Here is a 19,185-nt window from a genome sequence, read left to right on the forward strand (position 1 = left end):
TGACCACTATGAGGTGAGAAGCTACACAGGCTGGTATCGACACATGACGCTTTGTTTATTAGCTTTAACTTTCCTTTCGGGCTTGCGCGATGCTTTCAATCTACTGGAGAAGAAAAAAAAAGCTCCTCGGCTTCATATGAAGAAATTTCTAAAGGTAGGGAATTTAATTTAATTAGATATACCTACAAGAAGCTAGGCGTCTAGCGTGATATATGTAGACACCTCTATCAAGCAATGCTGGAGCTATTGGTTAGAATGGTCTAATTGGCGTCGTAAGCATCAAGCGAGTGCTTGTTATTACCATTATCAAAGGTAAAGGAAGCTATGTTTATATTTACCACTGTAGTATTAAAAGCGATTTCCATCAGTTCTAAGAACACTAAGTTGAGGAAGCTGCCGGATTTCCGCAGGAATAGCGGCTAGCCGGTTGCTTCTTAAGTCAAGCATTTCCAACTGAGAAAGCTGCCCAATTTCCGCAGGGATAGTGGTTAGCTGGTTGTCGTTTAAATAGAGTTTTTGCAGCTGAGTAAGCTGCCCTATCTCAGCAGGCAGAGTGGTTAGCTGGTTGTTGAATAAATAAAGCCATTTCATCTTAGAAAGCTGCCCTATCTCAGCAGGCAGAGCGGTTAGCTGGTTGTTGTATAAGTTAAGCGTTCCCACCTGAGTAAGCTGCCCTATCTCAGCAGGCAGAGCGGTTAGCTGGTTGTTGTATAAGTCAAGCGTTCCCAGCTGAGTAAGCTGCCCTATCTCAGCAGGCAGAGCGGTTAGCTGGTTGTTGTATAAGTTAAGCATTTCCAGCTGAGTAAGCTGCCCTATTTCTGCAGGGATAGTGGTTAGCTGGTTGCCGTTTAAGTAAAGCCATTTCATCTTAGAAAGCTGCCCAATTTCCGCAGGGATAGTGGTTAGCTGGTTGTCGTTTAAGTAAAGCCATTGCAGCTGAGAGAGCTGCCCTATTTCTGGTGGTAAAGAGGTCAAGCCTAACCCATCTAGGCGCAGGAAAGTGATCTCCTTACCATGCTCTTCTATCCACTGCGCTAACAGCTCTGCTTTTTTCTTTAAAGGTAAAGCTTGCATCTGCGGTTGGTTTAAATATTCTGTTCCTCCTGGTAACTTTTGCCAGAGCAAGATGCGGTTAATATTTAAGAGATAAGAGGAGTAATTAGAAAGGGTAAAAGCCTTGCTTTCTTTTGAGTCCTCTTCAAATTCTAAAGGAGAAAGAGAGACGGCTAAGGTAAAGAGCTTTTGAAAGATATAGGGAACTTTTTCTTCAATAGGAAGAGTAGGCTCAATTTCATAAATCTTATCTAAAATACGCGCTTGTTTTATAAAATCCCCATTCCCTTCAAAAAAATGAACTTGGATGATTGCGTTATAAAGCGAGGCCATGGAAATAGATCTGACGGATAGAGGAGAGAGAGGTTGAATTTCTTTAGACGAGGTTGAAGAAGAGGTGGAAATAGAAGATTGAGGAGCGGTTGGGGAAAGAGAGGAAGAACTTTGATGAATTTGGTGCAATTTTTCAAGGGCAAATTGCCTAATCCTTTTATTCTCTCCTAATAATTTTTCCGTCCATTTATAGCTTGTCTTATCTTTCTCGGTCAGTTCTTCGCTGTCCTGGCTCATCAACTCTTCCAATTGATTCTCTAGCATTTTCTTTAAAGTTGAATGCTCTCGAATGGAAGGTTCTTCTAAAAGACTGAATAAGAGCTCAATGTAGCGCTCTTTATAAGAGTCTGCAGAAGGAAGGCTTTTTTCTTTGCCTTTTTCTTTATCAGAAAAAGCGAGAGGAAGGGACTGTAAAGATGAAGAAGCCTCTGAGGAGCGTTTAAGGCAAAATTCAAGATAGGCTTGGGCCTTTTCATACGTAGGAGTTAATTGCAAAGCTTGTAGTAAAGCTTCTATAGCAGTTGCATGGTCTCCTTTCTCAGCAAGTTCTTTACCACGTAAGAAATGTCCTACAGCTTCCTCACTAGGCTCACGTTTAATTTCTTCTAATGGATGAGACTCAGCCGTTTCGGCCAGGTGCCTGACCGTGTAGTTAGGTGCATGCCTTTCAATAAGCGTTCTATCTAGAGGACAAAGTTTATTGCGTGCTAAGCATTGGATGACGGTATCTTCGTTAAAGGTATGGCCACAAGGAAACAAAGTAACCGCCCGAGTCATCAGCTCTCCTGAGACGGGATCTTCTATATTCTCTGAAACTGTAGTACGAAAAGTTATTGGGGTGCTAGAGATAGAATCTGACGGCATCATATAAAAGCTCCTTAAAGTTTTATGGTAAGCTATGACCTTATGGAGCAGCTGTAGCCTGCTTTTTTAAGGAACTAGTCCCTACCTTTTTGCCAGAAAATTAATCTTTTTCTTCTTTATTAAGCAATTTTTATTTTAAGAAAAAAAGGAGAGACACTTATTTTTTATAGAAGCTTGAGCAGTTTGTCTTATTCATTTTTCAATTTTATCTTATCTTCCCATACGTTGGTGAGTTTAGACCGAGCTGATTATCATGGTTGTAAAAAGCTTAGGAGGTCTACAAAGGTTCACTTTCTCTTCCTACCCCTTATAATCCCAACGCTTAAGCCACTTGAAAGCTTAGAGTATCATATCCGCAGCCATTTTCGGTCTAATTGCATCTATCGATAAACTACAAAAGGGCGCATTTAGTTCTTAGAAAAAAGTTTACCTAAAAAGAGGGGTAAGCATGAAAATAATTTTTAATAAGCAGCTTATTTTCCAGCCTAAAAATATCTTATGCTTGCCACGGCTCTTTCTTAAGAAAACACTTTTATTCCCTTTAAGAGGTAGCTCCTAAAAGCAATTTCCCTCAGTTCTAAGATCACCAAGTTGAGGAAGCTGCCGGATTTCCCTAGGAATAGTGGTTAGCTGGTTGCTGCTTAACCAAAGGGTGTGCAGCTGAGAAAGCTGCCCAATTTCCGCAGGAATAGTAGTTAGCTGGTTGTAGTTTAAGAAAAGCATTTGCAGCTGAGAAAGCTGCCGGATTTCCCTAGGAATAGTGGTTAGCTGGTTGTTCTTTAACCAAAGGGTGTGCAGCTGAGAAAGCTGCCCAATTTCCGCAGGAATAGTAGTTAGCTGGTTGTAGCTTAAGAAAAGCATTTTCAGCTGAGAAAGCTGCCCTATCTCTGCAGGAAGGGTAGTAAGCTGGTTGTTGTTTAAATCAAGCGTTTGTAGCTCAGACAGCTGCCGGATTTCCGCAGGAAGACTGGTGAGCTGGGTTCCTCTTAAGCCAACTCTTTTCAGCTGAGTAAGCTGCCAGATTTCCGCAGGAATAGAGGCTAGCTGGTTGTTGCTTAAATTAAGCTCTTGCAGCTGAGAAAGCTGTCCAATTTCCGCAGGAATAGAGGTTAGCTGGTTGTCGCTTAAATTAAGCTCTAGCAGCTTAGTAAGCTGCCCAATTTCCGCAGGAATAACGGTTAGCTGGTTGTGGCTCAAATCAAGCTCTTGTAACCTAGCAAGCTGCCAGATTTCCGCAGGAATAGAGGTTAGCTGGTTGCCGCTTAAGTAAAGCATTCGCAGCTGAGAGAGCTGCCCGATTTCCGCAGGAATAGTGGTTAGCTGGTTGTCGTTTAAGTCAAGCCATTGCAGCTCAGACAGCTGCCCAATTTCCGCAGGAATAGTGGCTAGCTGGTTGTTGCTTAGCCAAAGCTCTCGCAGCTGAGAAAGCTGTCCGATTTCTGGCGGTAAAAAGGTCAAACCTAACCTATTTAGGTTCAGGAAAGTAATACCATTACCATGCTCTTCTATCCACTGCATTAACAACTCTCCTTTTTTCTTTAAAGGTAGAGTTTGAATTTGTGATTGGTTTAAGAACTCTGTTCCTCCTGGTAACTTTTGCCAGAGTAAGAGGCGGTTAATATTTAGCAGATAGGAGGAGTAATTAGAAAGGGTAAAGACCCTGCTTTCCTTAGCATTTCCTTCAAATTCTGTAGGAGAAAGAGAGACGGCTAAGGTAAAGAGCTTTTGAAAGATATAGGGCACTTTTTCTTCAATAGGAAGAGTAGGCTCAATTTCATAAATCTTATCCAAAATACGCGCTTGTTCTATAAAATCCCGATTCCCTTCAGGAAAATGAACTTGAATGATTGCGTTGTAAAGAGAGGCCATAGAAATAGGTATTATAGATGGAGGAGAGAGAGGTGGGATTTCTTTAGAGGAGGTTGAAGAAGCAGTAGAAATAGAAGATTGAGGAGCGGTTGGGGAAAGAGAGGAAGAACTTTGGTAGATTTGGCTCAATTTTTCGACAGCAAATTGCCTAATCTTTTTATTCTCTCCGAGTAATTTTTCCGTCCATTTATAGCTTAGCTTATCTTTCTGGGTCAGTTCTTCACTGCCCTGGTTCATCAACTCTTCCAATTGATTCTCTAGCATTTTCTTTAAAGTTGAATGCTCTCGAGTGGAAGGTTCTTCTAAAAGATTGAATAAGAGCTCAGTATAACGCTCTTTATAAGAGTCTGAAGAAGGAAGGCTTTTTTCTTTCCCTTTATCTGAAAAAGCAAGAGGAAGCGGTTGTGATGATGAAGAAGCCTCTGAGGAGCGTTTGAGGCAAAATTCAAGATAGGCTTGGGCTTTTTCATACGTAGGAGTTAATTGCAAAGCTTGTAGTAAAGCTTCTATGGCAGTGGCATGCTCTCCTTTTTCAGCAAGCTCTTTACCGCGTAAGAAATGGTTTACAGCTTCCTCACTAGGCTCATGCTTAATTTCTTCTAATGGATGGGATTCAGCTGTTTCAGCCAGGTGCCTGACTATGTAGTTAGGTGCATGCCTTTCAATAAGCGTTCTATCTAGAGGACAAAGTTTATTGCGTGCTAAGCATTGGATGAGGGTATCTTCGTTAAAGGTATGGCCACAGGGAAACAAAGTAACCGCCCGAGTCATCAGCTCTCCTGAGACGGGATCTTCTATATTTTCTGAGACTGTAGTACGAAAAGTTATTGGGATGCTAGAAGTAGAATCTGACGGCATCATATAAAAGCTCCTTAAGATTTTATGGTAAGCTATTACCTTATGAGGCCAGCTGTAGCCTGCTTTTTAAAGAACTAATCCTTACCTTTTGCCAGAAAACTACTCTTTTTCTTCTTTATTAAGCAATTTTTATTTTAAGAAAAAAGGGAGAGCCGTCTATGTTTTATAAAAGCTTGAGCAGTTTGTCTTATTCCTTTTTCAATTTTTATCTTATCTTCTCATACGTTGGTGAGTTTAGACCGAACTGATTATCATGGTTGTAGAAAGCTTAGGAGGCCTACAAAGGCTCGCTTTCTCTTCCTATCACCTTACAAATCCTAACTTAACTTACTTAAAAAACCTAGGGTGTCATATCCGCAGCCATTTTCGGTCTAATCACCTCTATCAGTTTATAGTGAACTACCAGAGGTATCATTTAGTTCTTAGAAAAAAGTTTGTCTAGAAAGAGGGGTAAGCATAAAAATAATCTTTAATAAGCAGCTTATTTTCCAGCCTAAAAATTATCTTATGCTTGCCGCGGCTCTTTCTTAAGAAAACACCTTTATTCACTTTAAGAAACACCCCTTAAAAGCGATTTCCCCAAGTTGTAAGCCTACGAAGTTGAGGAAGCTGCCGGATTTCCGCAGGAATACCGGTTAGCTGGTTGTTGTTTAAGACAAGGCTTCTCAGCTTAGTAAGCTGCCGGATTTCCGCAGGAATAACGATGAGCTGGTTGCAACTTAAGTCAATGTTTTCCATCTTAGTAAGCTGCCCGATTTCCGTAGGAATAGAGGTTAGATGGTTGTCGGCTAACAAAAGGATTTCCAGCTTAGTAAGCTGACCGATTTCCGCAGGAATAGAGGTTAGATGGTTGTATCCTAAGTCAAGCATTTCCAGCTTAGTAAGCTGCCTTATTTCATCAGGAATAGAGATTAGCTGGTTGCAGCTTAAGCTAAGAATTTGCAGCTTAGTAAGCTGCCCAATCTCCGCAGGAAGAGCGGTTAGCTGGTTGTTGTTTAAGCTAAGAACTTGCAGCTTAGTAAGCTGACAGAGTTCTGGTGGTAAAAAGGTCAAGCCTAACCTATTTAGATGCAGGAAAGCGATATCCTTACCATGCTCTTCTATCCACTGCGCTAACAGCTCTCCTTTTTTCTTTAAAGGTAGAGCTTTAATATGTGGTTGGTTTAAGAACTCTGTTCCTCTTGGTAGCTTTTGCCAGAGTAAGAGGCGGTTAATATTTAATAGATAGGAGGAGTAATTAGAAAGGGTAAAGACCCTGCTTTCCTTAGCATTTCCTTCAAATTCTGTAGGAGAAAGAGAGACGGCTAAGGTAAAGAGCTTTTGAAAGATATAGGGCACTTTTTCTTCAACCAAAAGATTAAGATTAGGCTCAATTTCATAAATCTTATCCAAAATACGCGCTTGTTCTATAAAATCCCGATTCCCTTCAGGAAAATGAATTTGGATGATTGCGTTGTAAAGAGAGGCCATAGAAATAGGTGTAATGCACAGAGGAGAGAGAGGTTGAATTTCTTTAGAGGAGGTTGAAGAAGCAGTAGAAATAGAAGATTGAGGAGCGGTTGGGGCAAGGGAGGAAGAACTTTGGTGGATTTGGCGCAATTTTTTGAGGGCAAATTGTCTAATCTTTTTATTTTCTCCTAATAATTTTTCCGTCCATTTATAGCTTAGCTTATCTTTCTCGGTCAGTTCTTCGCTGTCCTGGCTCATTAACTCTTCCAATTGATTCTCTAGCATTTTCTTTAAGGTTGAATGCTTTTGAATGGAAGGTTCTTCTAAAAGATTGAATAAGAGCTCAGTATAGAGCTCTTTATAAGAATCTGAAGAAGGAAGGCTTTTTTCTTTACCTTTATCAGAAAAAGCGAGAGGGAGGAGCTGGGAAGGTAAAGAAGCTTCTGAAGAGCGTTTAAGGCAAAATTCAAGATAGGCTTGGGCTTTTTCATACGTAGGAGTTAATTGCAAAGCTTGTAGTAAAGCTTCTATGGCAGTTGCATGGTCTCCTTTCTCAGCAAGTTCTTTACCACGTAAGAAATGTCCTACAGCTTCCTCACTAGGCTCACGTTTAATTTCTTCTAATGGATGAGACTCAGCCGTTTCGGCCAGGTGCCTGACCGTGTAGTTAGGTGCATGCCTTTCAATAAGCGTTCTATCTAGAGGACAAAGTTTATTGCGTGCTAAGCATTGGATGACGGTATCTTCGTTAAAGGTATGGCCACAAGGAAACAAAGTAACCGCCCGAGTCATCAGCTCTCCTGAGACGGGATCTTCTATATTTTCTGAAACTGTAGTACGAAAAGTTATCTGGATGCTAGAAGTAGAATCTGACGGCATCATATAAAAGCTCCTTAAAGTTTTATGGTAAGCTATGACCTTATGGAGCAGCTGTAGACTGCTTTTCAAAGAATTAGTCCTTACCTTTTTGCCAGAAAATTACTCTTTTTCTTCTTTATTAAGCAATTTTTATTTTAAGAAAAAAGAGAGGGGCGTTTATCTTTTATAGAAGCTTTAGCAGTTTCTCGTATTTCTTTCTCAATTTTTATCCTATCTTCTCATGCCTTGTAGATTTTTAGACCGAGCCGATTATCATGGTTGTAAAAGGCTTAGGAGGCCTACAAAGGCTCGCTTTCTCTTCCTACTCACTTTACAGTCATAACTTACTTAAAAAGCATAGATTATCATATCCGCAGCCATTTTCAGTCCAATCGCGTCTATCAAATTATGATGAACTAACAGAGGTAGCATTTATTTCCTAAAAAGCGATTTTCCTCAACCCTAAGCTCAATAAGTTGAGGAAGCCGCCGAATCTCCGCAGGAATAGCAGTTAGCTGGTTGCCCCTTAAGTCAAGTATTTCCAACTGAGAAAGCTGCCCAATTTCCACATGGAGGCAAGCTAGCTGGTTGTTGCTTAAGTCAAGCATTACCAGCTGAGAAAGCTGCCCAATTTTTGCAGGAAGAGCGGTTAGCCGGTTGTAATTTAACTCAAGCCATTTCAGCTGAGACAATTGCCCGATTTCTGCAGGTAGAGCGGTTAGCTGGTTGTAACTTAAGATAAGCGTTTGCAGTTCAGACAATTGTCCGATTTCTGGAGGCAAACTGGTGAGCTGGTTTTGGTTTAAGGAGATGTATTGCAGCTGAGACAACTGCCCGATTTCTTCAGGCAGGCTGGTGAGTTGGTTTTGATTTAAGTTAAGCATTTCCAGCTTAGCAAGCTGCCCGGTCTCTGCAGGTAGAGCAGTTAGCTGGTTGCCGCTTAAGCAAAGCGTGTCAAGCTTAGTAAGCTGCCCGATTTCTACAGGAAGAGCGGTTAGCTGGTTGCAACTTAAGTCAAGCGTTGTCAGCTGAGAAAGCTGCCCGATCTCTGCAGGAAGAGCAGTTAGCTGGTTGCTGCTTAAGCAAAGCGTGTCAAGCTTAGTAAGCTGTCCAATTTCTGGCGGCAAAAAGGTTAACCCTGAAAAATATAAGCCTGAAAAATATAAGTAAGTAATAGTTTTACCGTACTCTTCTATCCATCGTGTTAACAGCGGTCCTTTTTTCTTTAAAGGTAAAGCTTGAATCTGTGGTTGATCTAAATATTCTGTTCCATCTGGTAAATTTTGCCAAAGTAAGAGGCGGTTAATATTCAGCAGATAGGAGGAGTAATTAGAAAGAGTGAAGGCCTTGCTTTCCTTAGCATTTCCTTCAAATTCTGAAGGAGAAAGAGAAGCGGCCAAGTTAAAAAGTTTTTGAAAGATGTAGGGAACTTTTTCTTCAATAGAAAGATTAGGCTTAATTTTATAAATCTTATCTAAAATGCGCGCTTGTTTTATAAAATCCCCATTCCCTTTAGGAAAATGAACTTGGATGATTGCGTTGTAAAGAGAGGCCATGGAAAGAGGTGTTACAGATAGAGGAGAAAGAGGTGGGATTTCTTTAGAGGAGGTTGTAGAAGAGGTGGAAATAGAAGATTGAGAAGCGGTTGGGGCAAGAGAGGAAGAACTTTGGTGGATTTGGCGTAGTTTTTCGAGGGCAAATTGCCTAATCTTTTTATTTTCTCCTAATAATTTTTCCGTCCATTTATAACTTAGCTTATCTTTCTGGTTCAGTTCTTCACTGTCTTGGCTCATCAACTCTTCCAATTGATTCTCTAGCATTTTCTTTAAGGTTGAATGCTCTTGAATGGAAGGTTCTTCTAAAAGATTGAATAAGAGCTCAGTATAACGCTCTTTAGAAGAGTCTGCAGAAGGAAGGCTTTTTTCTTTACCTTTATCAGAAAAAGCGAGAGGAAAGGGCTGGGAAGATAAAGAAGCCTCTGAGGAGCGCTTAAGGCAAAATTCAAGATAAGCCTGGGCTTTTTCATACGTAGGAGTTAATTGCAAAGCTTGCAGTAAAGCTTCTATAGCATTTGCATGGTCTCCTTTTTCAGCAAGTTCTTTACCTCGTAAGAAATGTCCTACAGCTTCTTCACTAGGCTCATGCTTAATTTCCTCTAAAGGGTGGGATTCAGCCGTTTCAGCCAGGTGCCTGACCGTGTAGTTGGGTGCATGCCTTTCAATAAGCGTTCTATCTAGAGGACAAAGTTTATTGCGTGCTAAGCATTGGATGACGGTATCTTCGTTAAAGGTATGACCACAAGGAAACAAAGTAACCGCTCGAGTCATCAACTCTCCTGAGACGGGATCTTCTATATTCTCTGAAACTGTAGTACGAAAAGTTACCTGGGTGCTAGAAGTAGAATCTGACGGCATCATATAAAAGCTCCTTAAGATTGTATGGTAAGCTATTACCTTATGGGGCAGATCTAGCCTGCTTTTTAAAGAACTAGCCCTTACCTTTTTGCCAGAAAATTACCCTTTCTTTTCTTTATTAAGCAATTTTTATTTTAAGAAAGAAGGGAGAGTCGTCTATGTTTTATAAAAGCTTGAGCAGTTTGTCTTATTCCTTTTTCAATTTTTATCTTATCTTCTCCTACCTTGTGGATCTTTAGGCCGAGCCGATTATCATGGTTGTAAAAAGCTTAGGAGGCCTTATCTCTGATAAGGAAGGCTTAAGGCAACTCCTCGAGCATAATTGCTGGGAATCAGTAGAAAAAGCATGGGTAAGTCAAGGCTATCCAAAAGAGAAGGTCAAAAGCGATGCGCTAAAATAGGGCAAGGAAGCCGATGTGGTGAAAAGCTGCCGGGCAGAAGATAGATGTAAAACTTGTATAAAAAATTAGGTAAGCGTGTTAAAAGTTTTAATTTTGCCACTTCCTTATAAGCTCATTAATAAAATAGTCTGGATTTTTGTCAGGTTCTGCTTGAGCTATTTTTAATGCTTCCTCATCTGATAGTAGGCGATCATTTTGAAGAAAGGCTTCTAGTTGAATGTTTGCTAGTAAAGGATCAAATTGTTTATGGAAATGATCTAGTTGGCTGTATCTAAAACCGCAAAATGGTATACCCATAGCTTCCACCATACTTTCTACAGACTTCATATGGCGGGGACTATCGTCGATAAATATAACTTTACTAGGACGAAGAGAATGATGGTTTAAAAAGTTTTTTAAGAAGGGGCCTTTATCTTGATAATCGGTAAAAATAATGCCTTGAGAAAAGCATTTGTAGGCGTTAGAATCAATCAATTTTGGCAGTCGATTAAGAGAAAAATCAATGCCCACACTTTTTAGATGTTTATAGGCACAAAGGTCAGCCTCTTGCATGTAATCAGGATTTAAACAACGAGCTGTTAAAGCAAAAGTAAGAATTCCCTGTTGCTGAAGTTTTTTGATAATTTCAGCAGCAGAAGGATCTATCAGCCTCATCGGAACTTGAAGCATAATCTTTTGAATGATTTTATTAACTTCTAAACGAGCTTCCTCCTTAGACAAATTAGCAGTAGCCATTTTAGATACAAAATAACTCCACCATGGGGTATTGCCCAATATACTCGTCGTATTAATCAGAGTATCATCAATGTCAAAAAAAATTATAGAATGTGGATCTACCTCTTGCAGGATATCAGCAAAACGATGCGTTTCTACAACTTTTGCTGAAAGTGGCATCGAGAATAGGAAGGCAACAACTAACAAGAAAAAATTCCCTATCAAAGCTAGCCAAACGCGCCCTTGATGGCGTAAGATGAAATAACCTTTCATTATTTGCCTTAGTTTGCTGGCCATTTTTCTCCTAACTTTCCCACCCTTCTTTACCTATTAAAGGAACAAAACGGACAGGTTCAAAGGTCTCTTGAGCGTATGTTTCCTCAGAGGTTTTACGCAGGCGCAGTAAAAGTTGGCTAAAACTATCGCCCACAGGAATAATCAGGCGACCGCCAATCTTTAGTTGTTTGATAAGAGTTTGAGGAATAGCAGGAGCACCTGCTGCCACAATGATAGCATCATAAGGGGCATGTTCAGGCCAGCCTAAGGAGCCATCTGCCACCTTGCAATGGATAGAAAGATAGGCTAGCTGCTTAAAGCATTCTTGAGCCGCATGCGCTAAGTTAGGCAAAAATTCAACAGTGTAGACTTCTTGCGCTGTATAAGCAGCTACAGCTGCTGCATACCCTGAGCCAGTGCCAATATCTAATACAATTGAATCAGGTGTAATTTCAGCTAGTTGATTCATTAAAGCCACTATGAAAGGCTGGCTAATAGTTTGCCCCTCCCCTATAGGTAAAGGCCTATCTTCATAGGCATCTTCTTGCATAGAAGCAGGAACAAATAAGTGACGAGGGACATGCCGCATAGCTTCCAAGGTAGCTGGATCAGTAATTCCTCGGGCAAGAAGCTGTGTCCTTACCATCTCTTGCCTTTTGTGAGAATAATCATCATCAAGTGACATAACTATCTTCCTTAAGAGCTTTTTTCCTCAACTTTTCGCTCTTCTTTATCAGCTTTTTTAGCTTCTTCCTCTGTGGCTGCTACTACATCAGTAATAGCTGCTTTAAGCATCTCGATCTTTGAGCCATCATACATTTTGAGTATAACAGTATTGTCTTCTATACGCACGATCGTTCCGACAATTCCCATAGCGGTTACTCGATCACCTTTTTTTAAGGCATTACGCTGCTCTTCTATGGCTTTACGACGTTTTTGTTCAGGCCTCCATAAGATCAAATAGAAGAAAATCAGAGCGATCGCAATCATTACAAAAGTTTGAGTCATTCCTTGATCGCGAGGAACAATTTCAAGATTAGTGTTTTCTTGCGCAAAAGCTATCGTATTATTCAACATAGTAAAGCCAAGTGTAGAAAAGCAAGTCATTTTCATAATCATATTTCATCCTTTTAATGCGGATACAACGCACAAACTTTTTGATAAAAATCGGCTAGAGTATCATTTTTTATTGCTTCCCTTAATTTTTGCATAAAATCTAGATAAAAGGCTAGATTTTGTAACGTAACTAATGTTAGGCCGGTCATTTCATCCACATTGAGGAGATGACGTAAGTAAGCTTTAGAGAACTGAGAAGTATAGGAGGGGGTAGAAGGATCGAGAGGCGAGAAATCTTCAGCATAACGAGCAGCTTTTATCTGCACTTTTCCGGCCCAAGTAAAAGCCGTGCCATTGCGTGCATTTCGCGTAGGCATCACACAATCGAACATATCGACTCCCCGCATTACACTCTCCACTAGATTACGCGGCGTTCCTACTCCCATCAAATAGCGTGGTTTTTCTACCGGCATGAAGGGCACGGTGTGATCGAGCACCTCATACATAATCGAAGCAGGCTCGCCGACAGAAAGGCCGCCGATAGCATATCCTTGAAAATCTAGATTAGCTAAAAACTGGGCAGACTGCTGACGCAAATCAGCATGCACTCCGCCTTGTACGATTCCAAAAAGATTTTGATGAGGCTGCAAGTCATAATTTCTACAACGCTCCGCCCAACGATGGGTTCTTTCTAAGCTTTTTTCCACAGTTTTTTTTTCACAAGGATAAGGTGTACATTCATCAAAGGCCATCACAATGTCAGAGCCTATAGTTTTTTGAATGAACATGCTCTCATCGGGTCCCAAAAAGTGACGCGAGCCATCAATATGCGATTGAAAATGGACTCCTTTATCGGTGACTTTGTTAAGAGCAGACAAAGAAAAAACTTGAAATCCTCCTGAATCAGTAAGTAGAGGGCCTTGCCAATTCATAAAAGCATGCAAGCCACCAGCTTTAGCCAAGATCTCTACCCCTGGACGAAGCATCAGATGATAAGTATTACCCAAGATAATTTGAGCTTTCATATCTAACAGATGCTGATTAGTCAAGGTTTTAACAGCTGCCCGAGTACCTACAGGCATAAAAACAGGCGTTTCTATCGCCCCATGGGCAGTCTCTATGCGCCCTACTCTTGCACGGGAGCAAGTATCGGCCTTACAAATCGTAAATTTCAAGAAGAGCCTATATGTTTGATGGAGTTTTTTCTAGGAGAATCAAACTGTCGACATGGATAGTTTGAGGAAATTGGTCATAAGGTTGAATATATTTTACTGTATAACCATTCTGCGATAGCTCAGCAATATTAGCTACATGGGCCTGAGGATTGCCAGAAATATAGAGGATTTTGGGAGCATTGAGACGAAGTAAATGTTTCATCGTGAGAGGATCAAGACCTGCGCGTGGAGGATTTAATAAGACTAAATCAGGTAAAGGAAATAAATTTTCATCTTGAATTTGGCCCAAAGCATAGCGCACCGCTCCTGAAATAATAGTGACATTCTGCCTATTATTCAAAGCAGCATTTTGACGCGCATCAAAAGCTGTTTCCGGAGAGATCTCTATACCTATTACCTGTTTAACGTTTTTTGAAGCGCAAATACCTAACACTCCTGAGCCGCAAAAAAGATCATAGATGATATCTTCTTTGTTTACCTTTGCTAACTGCAGGGCTAAAGAATAAACCTTTTCTATTTGCCTTATATTAGGCTGGAAAAAAGAAGAAGGGCTAATTCTAAACTTATAGGTTACTGCAGGCTTTTCAACATCTGCCTGAATGTCCAGTTCTTCTTCAATATATTGAGGTCCATAAAGTAACATTTCATAAAAGTTAGTGGCCATACCAGGACTTATCTGTTGAATCCTAACAAATATACTTAACTTAGCATCTGACTGTTGAGGTTCAATAGCAGTATGTAAAGCATGAACAAAGCTTTCAAGATGGCAATTTTGCAAAGCATAATCAGGGTTACCAGAGACCGTCAACATTACCATGCGATCTCCTGTCTTCATTCCTTCACGTAGCGTCAAGGACCTTAATGAGCCGGTATTCTTAATAGGGTAATAGGCTTCTAAATTTGATTCTTCCCACCAAGACTTTACCGCATGGACAGCTTGAGTAAACCAGGAGTTGGGAAGATGGCATTCCACAAGATTAAAAACTTTTCCTTTTGTAGAGTCAAGAATCAAGCCTAAGTACTTAGTTTTATTTAAATCTCTTGAAAAGGTAAAATCCATTTTGTTTCTGTAATTCCATTCGGATTCTGAGGGCATAATAGGAAACAGATGGGTCTCTGGCGTGATTACACTGCGGAAAATATCTTTAGCTAAAGATTCTTTGTAACGCAGTTGAGTATCGTAAGACATTTGTTGCCACTGACACCCACCACAGGAGCCAAAATGTATACATTTAGGAATGATTCGGTCTTTGGAAGGCTCAATAATTCTTTGTATTCCTCCTACCCAGTGCGCTTTATTTCTGCTATGTAGCACAGAATGGACTGCATCTCCAGGGATTGCAAACGCTATCTCAGCTTCTTTAATTTCCTCTTCTGAACGTTCGATGCGACCTAAGCCATGTCCTCTCTTGGAAAATTCATTTATTTTAACATTCGCAAAACGAGTTTGTTTAGAATAAGGCATATCGCTAGATTATTAAATTTTGGTCAAATAATAAGGTTAAATAAGCAGCTATATAAAAGCAAGGTGATTTAGGAACAGTTAGAAGCTTTGTACAACAAGGTAAACAACTTAAAAAATATAAGCGCCTCTATTAGGTGGATTTTTTTATTCACCTGGTCAGATAAATTTTTCGAATTCGATAAGGAAAGTGAGGTAAAGGGGAGGTAATAAACCCCCCTAAAAAACTATCAATTATCTCCAGCCCACTTGCTTCGTAGGAAGTTTTGCGGTAGGTCTTTTTAAGGAAAAAGGACGTGCCTTAGCTTTATGTGTTTTAGCTTTTGGCTTAGCTGCAGGTTTTGCAGCTGGCTTTGTAGCGATTGGTTTTGCAGCTGGCTTGGAAGCTTTTTTAGGAGCAGTTACTTTTTTAGCTGTTTTTTTTGTACCTTTCGTCGTTTTTTCAGATTTGATAGATTCTTTACGATAAAGCTTAGAAACTTTTTCAAGCTTAACGGTTCCTGTACGAACACGTTGAGAAGCTGCTTTGTTGCCTTTCTCAGCTTTTTCTAAATCATTAGTAATGTTCTGAAGCAGGTCTCTTAAATTTTTGACCGTATCTTTTAATGCCATGGTGATTTGCCTCCTGATTTTTTGAGTTTCATGACGAAGTAATAAATATTAACTTTGGATATATTGTGCAACATTTTTCTTCGTTTAGCGAAAAATAATCTTACTTTTGCGTTTGATGGCAAGCCTATTACAAAACGAGCGCCCAAGCAAAAAAGGCAGCTGTAGGAGTATCTTAAGCTTTGTTTTCATTTTAATCCTAGCATAATTTAAGAAAAACTTAGGCTAAAAACAATCTTACGAGAATTTAGGAAAAAGATGTCACCAATGCTTTGAAAACTCTATCCAGCTGCATTCCCTCAAAATTTTTAGCTTCAAATATCTAAGAATAAGGGACTACAAGCGTGAAATCAAAGGGGTGCAAAAGCCTCAAATACCCCGCCTCCCTTTTCTTGCTTGGTAGGCTTTCTAAGAATAAAACAAAATGCAATTATGCTAAGTATCTTTCTAAGAGGAACTTAAAAAAAATTACCTCTCTCCCTTTTTATCAAATCGATTAAATATTGATTACTTTTCATTTTCCGTTAAATTTTTATGGATGCTTTGATAATTTCTAATAAGTTTGTTCAATGAAAAATGCTTGCCATCTTTTCTTTGCAGGGGTCTAGTAGCAAGTTCCTCTCCTAAAAACCATTATTAATGCATAATGATTGCTACTCTCTTTCTCTTTATCAAAAACAGGTAAAATCAGGCTTACCCCCAAGGGGGCTTCCTTAAAAGCTATCTAAGCACTCAGTTTTTTTCTTATCCTAAAAATTTATATTGTAGACTCTTCTAAGCCGTGGGATGATTAGATGGATGGCACCTTAGATAAAAGGATGCAAGCCTTAATTGATACAGCCTAATCTTGCTGAAATATTAGATTGATAGCCTTTAGCAACGGATGCTTCTTTCAGCACAGAAAGGAGGAAAACAGAAGATTGAGTATGGGTTTAGAAGAAAAAGGAATAATCATGCATCCATCACATAAATGAAAAGGGCTTGCTTGTAGCTTTTAAGAATGCAACAGATAACTTCAAGCCAAGCATCGAATGGCTCAAGTTTTAAACCAAACAAGCTTAAAATTGGCTAAAACAGGAAAAAAGTTAATTAAAGTTTTTTATATTTGATACAAATAGGAGAGGATGAGGCTGAATATTTAAGGAATTAATTATTAATACAAAAGCCCTTTCGTAAGCTTATGGATGAAAGAATGCCGGGAAAACCGCTGAGAGAGTTATTTTTAATCTAAAGAAGTGGGATGGCAAGTAGGGCGAGCGAGGGCTTGGCTGCAAAGAAAACTTTAGATGAATTATGAGTAGAATAAAATAGAGCTTAGGTTGGCTTGCTTTTAGCTTGATAGAAATTTGGATGGATCAATTGGTGAGATAACTCCTCTTAAGTGCTGTTTTTAAACTAAGGAAGGTAAAAAATTATAAATACTTCTTATATTCCTCTATTTTCAAGCTTGAAGATTAAGAGTTTGTTTCTCATATTTTCTTGCCTATTGCGCTTCTTCCCTGTATAAGCAGGTCATTAAAAAACAATTAAAAACATGTACATATCTTAAAGTAGTCCCCTATCATGAATCTTAGTTCTTCTATCACCCTTGGACACCTACCTAATGAAATACTAACCCTCATTTTAGAGCACAACACCTCGCCTGCCTTCTTTAGCGTTTGTACAAGATGGCGACATCTATTGAACATGGAAGTAATGCCCTCTCTTTATAAACAAATAGGTAAAATACACTTTCCTCAAGTAGGTATTAACAAGCAGGCTCTTACTTTAGACAAAATTTATAAGCTAGAAGATAGGCTTTCTGAAGTGGAAAAAGTCAAGGCAATCTTTAAGCAAACCTTTGCTTTGGCTAGCTCACTTTCTCCTATGGAGTTAGAATTTAAATGGAAAACTGAGGAGAAAAGATATTTTACCCTGGCTAACTATGCCTCTTATCTTATAAATATTAATCGCTTGTTAGTGTGGAAAAAACTACCTGGTGGAGGAGAATACTTAAAGCAAGAAAACATCAAGTATTTGCCTTTACATAAAAAAGGAGAGCTTCTTAGAGATTGGATTGCAGAAAATTGTAAAAACATCACGGCTTTAGATTTATCTAACGCAGGCCTGACTTATTTACCCCCAGAAATATGCCAGTTATCTCAGCTGCAAGAGCTTAGGTTAAGATTCAACCAGCTCACCTCTCTGCCTACAGAAATCTGCCAGTTGTCTCAGCTGCAATGGCTTGGCTTAAGCCAAAACCAACTTACCAGTCTTCCTGCAGGAATAGGTCAGTTATCTCAGCTGCAAGAGCTTAGCTTAAGAGAAAACCAGCTCACCTCTCTGCCTACAGAAATCTGTCAGTTGTCTCAGCTGCAATATCTTAACTTAAACCAAAACCAGCTTACCAGTCTTCCTGCAGGAATAAGCCAGTTATCTCAGCTGCAAGAGCTTTACTTAGGCCAAAACCAGCTCACCAGCCTTCCTGGAGAACTCTGGCAGTTGTCTCAGCTGCAACGGCTTGATTTAAGCCGAAGCCAGCTCAATAGCCTTCCTGCAGAAATTGGGCAATTGTCTCAGCTACAAGCTCTTGACTTAAGTCAAAACCAGCTCACCAGCCTACCTATAGAAATCGGACGGTTGCCTAATCTGCTGCAGCTTAACTTAAGCCAAAACCAGCTCACCAGCCTACCTGTAGAAATCGGACGGCTGTCTAATCTGCTGCAGCTTAACTTAAGCCAGAACCAGCTCATCGCTCTGCCCGCAGAAATCAGGCAGTTGTCTCAGCTACAACAGCTTGACTTAAATCAAAACCAGTTCATCGCTCTGCCCGCAGGAACAGGTCAGTTGTCTCAGCTGCAATCGCTTGAATTAAATCAAAACCAGCTCACCGCTCTGCCTGCAGAAATTGGGCAATTGTCTCAGCTGCAAGTGCTTCACTTAAGTCAAAGCCAGCTCGCCGCCTTACCTATGGAAATCGGGCAATTGTCTCAGCTGCAATATCTTATGTTATATCAAAACCAGTTCACCAGCCTTCCTGCAGAAATCGGACGGCTGTCTCAGCTGCAAGCGCTTAATTTAAGTCAAAACCAGCTCACCAGCCTTCCTGCAGAAATCGGACAATTGTCTCAGCTGCGATGGCTTGATTTAAATCAAAACCAGCTTACCTCTCTACCTCCAGAAATTGGGCAATTGTCTAAGCTGCGAGTGCTTGCTTTAAGAGAAAACCAGCTCACCAGCTTACCTGCAGAAATCGGGCAATTGCCTCAGCTTACCGAGCTTGAATTAGCGGAAAATCCTTTAAAAGATATCGACGAAAAAATAAGGCAGCGTTTTCAATTGTAGAATGGCCTTAACTACTTTTTAAATTGGGGTGAGCTAAAATGAAATAAAAAACTTTTAGCCATCCTATCTTTAAACAAGTAATCCGCTTTCCTTCCGGCAACTAAGCAAGCTTAAACTAACCTACACATTTATAACGACAAGGAGCTTCTCTCTTTTTCTGCAGACTGCTAGGCTGGGAGGACAACTTTTTTTGACAGGAAGAAGCTAGGCGTAGTGTATTTTATCAGTTGGTAGAAGAATTAAAACAAGGCGCCAAAAAGAGCTGTTTTTCTCAAATAAAGCAAAAAATCCATCTCATTCTTTTAGCCAAGCCAAAATTGCCGCGTCACTTAATCGCCAAGACCTGTGGTTGCTCCTGAATGCTTAGAAGGCCTCCCCCCTTTCCGTGAATCTATCTGAAAAAGAAGCGCTGGTAGATTATCGGTGATTTATTTTCATTGAAAGGATACGAATTCGTTTGACTTGCTTTT

The 19,185-nt window shown here is 40.0% G+C and carries 12 protein-coding genes; 2 read left to right on the top strand and 10 right to left on the bottom strand.

The annotated features are described in order from the left end of the window. Nucleotides 1–348: 348 nt before the first annotated feature. From NEOC65_RS00710 to NEOC65_RS00725, 4 genes are all read right to left on the bottom strand, one after another. A complete protein-coding gene (locus tag NEOC65_RS00710; protein ID WP_213155388.1) occupies nucleotides 349–2,253 on the bottom strand; it encodes a leucine-rich repeat domain-containing protein in 1,905 nt (634 codons plus the stop codon). A 552-nt stretch (nucleotides 2,254–2,805) separates the two neighbouring features. Continuing rightward, a complete protein-coding gene (locus NEOC65_RS00715) occupies nucleotides 2,806–4,980 on the bottom strand; it encodes a leucine-rich repeat domain-containing protein (protein ID WP_213155389.1) in 2,175 nt (724 codons plus the stop codon). A 561-nt stretch (nucleotides 4,981–5,541) separates the two neighbouring features. Then, nucleotides 5,542–7,308: a leucine-rich repeat domain-containing protein gene (locus NEOC65_RS00720; RefSeq protein WP_213155390.1), complete on the bottom strand. Its 1,767-nt coding sequence runs from the start codon at nucleotides 7,306–7,308 to the stop codon at nucleotides 5,542–5,544. Between the two features lie 392 nt (nucleotides 7,309–7,700). Continuing rightward, nucleotides 7,701–9,701 (bottom strand): leucine-rich repeat domain-containing protein, encoded by a 2,001-nt coding sequence (locus NEOC65_RS00725; protein ID WP_213155391.1) that lies wholly within the window; start codon nucleotides 9,699–9,701, stop codon nucleotides 7,701–7,703. Nucleotides 9,702–9,952: 251 nt separating this feature from the next. Here NEOC65_RS00725 and NEOC65_RS00730 point away from each other — a divergent pair, with 251 nt between their 5' ends. Then, entirely contained in the window at nucleotides 9,953–10,099 is a 147-nt protein-coding gene (locus NEOC65_RS00730; protein WP_166157908.1) for a hypothetical protein, read from the top strand. 87 nt (nucleotides 10,100–10,186) lie between these two features. Here NEOC65_RS00730 and NEOC65_RS00735 read toward each other — a convergent pair whose 3' ends face one another. The 6 genes from NEOC65_RS00735 to hctA all read right to left on the bottom strand — a co-directional run bounded on the left by NEOC65_RS00735 (nucleotide 10,187) and on the right by hctA (nucleotide 15,394). Continuing rightward, nucleotides 10,187–11,110, bottom strand: coding sequence for a DUF2608 domain-containing protein (locus NEOC65_RS00735; protein WP_213155392.1), 924 nt, complete (start codon nucleotides 11,108–11,110; stop codon nucleotides 10,187–10,189). A gap of 7 nt (nucleotides 11,111–11,117) precedes the next feature. Further along, nucleotides 11,118–11,774: a protein-L-isoaspartate(D-aspartate) O-methyltransferase gene (locus NEOC65_RS00740; protein WP_249298940.1), complete on the bottom strand. Its 657-nt coding sequence runs from the start codon at nucleotides 11,772–11,774 to the stop codon at nucleotides 11,118–11,120. Nucleotides 11,775–11,785: 11 nt separating this feature from the next. Continuing rightward, nucleotides 11,786–12,208, bottom strand: a complete 423-nt coding sequence (yajC, locus tag NEOC65_RS00745) for a preprotein translocase subunit YajC (protein WP_242678240.1) — start codon at nucleotides 12,206–12,208, stop codon at nucleotides 11,786–11,788. A gap of 11 nt (nucleotides 12,209–12,219) precedes the next feature. Beyond that, complete coding sequence (gene tgt / locus NEOC65_RS00750) at nucleotides 12,220–13,320, bottom strand: tRNA guanosine(34) transglycosylase Tgt (protein ID WP_166157917.1); 1,101 nt, start codon at nucleotides 13,318–13,320, stop codon at nucleotides 12,220–12,222. Nucleotides 13,321–13,327: 7 nt separating this feature from the next. Beyond that, nucleotides 13,328–14,785: a 23S rRNA (uracil(1939)-C(5))-methyltransferase RlmD gene (gene rlmD / locus NEOC65_RS00755; protein WP_213155393.1), complete on the bottom strand. Its 1,458-nt coding sequence runs from the start codon at nucleotides 14,783–14,785 to the stop codon at nucleotides 13,328–13,330. Nucleotides 14,786–15,016: 231 nt separating this feature from the next. Beyond that, the gene (gene hctA, locus NEOC65_RS00760; protein ID WP_166157923.1) at nucleotides 15,017–15,394 is read right to left on the bottom strand and encodes a histone H1-like protein HctA; all 378 of its coding nucleotides are present in this window, start codon (nucleotides 15,392–15,394) and stop codon (nucleotides 15,017–15,019) included. A gap of 1,560 nt (nucleotides 15,395–16,954) precedes the next feature. Between hctA and NEOC65_RS00765 the strand changes: the two genes are divergently transcribed. Further along, the gene (locus tag NEOC65_RS00765; RefSeq protein ID WP_166157925.1) at nucleotides 16,955–18,715 is read left to right on the top strand and encodes a leucine-rich repeat domain-containing protein; all 1,761 of its coding nucleotides are present in this window, start codon (nucleotides 16,955–16,957) and stop codon (nucleotides 18,713–18,715) included. The last annotated feature ends 470 nt before the right edge of the window (nucleotides 18,716–19,185 follow it).

The sequence above is a fragment of the Neochlamydia sp. AcF65 genome (assembly GCF_018342435.1).
GTDB lineage: Bacteria > Chlamydiota > Chlamydiia > Chlamydiales > Parachlamydiaceae > Neochlamydia.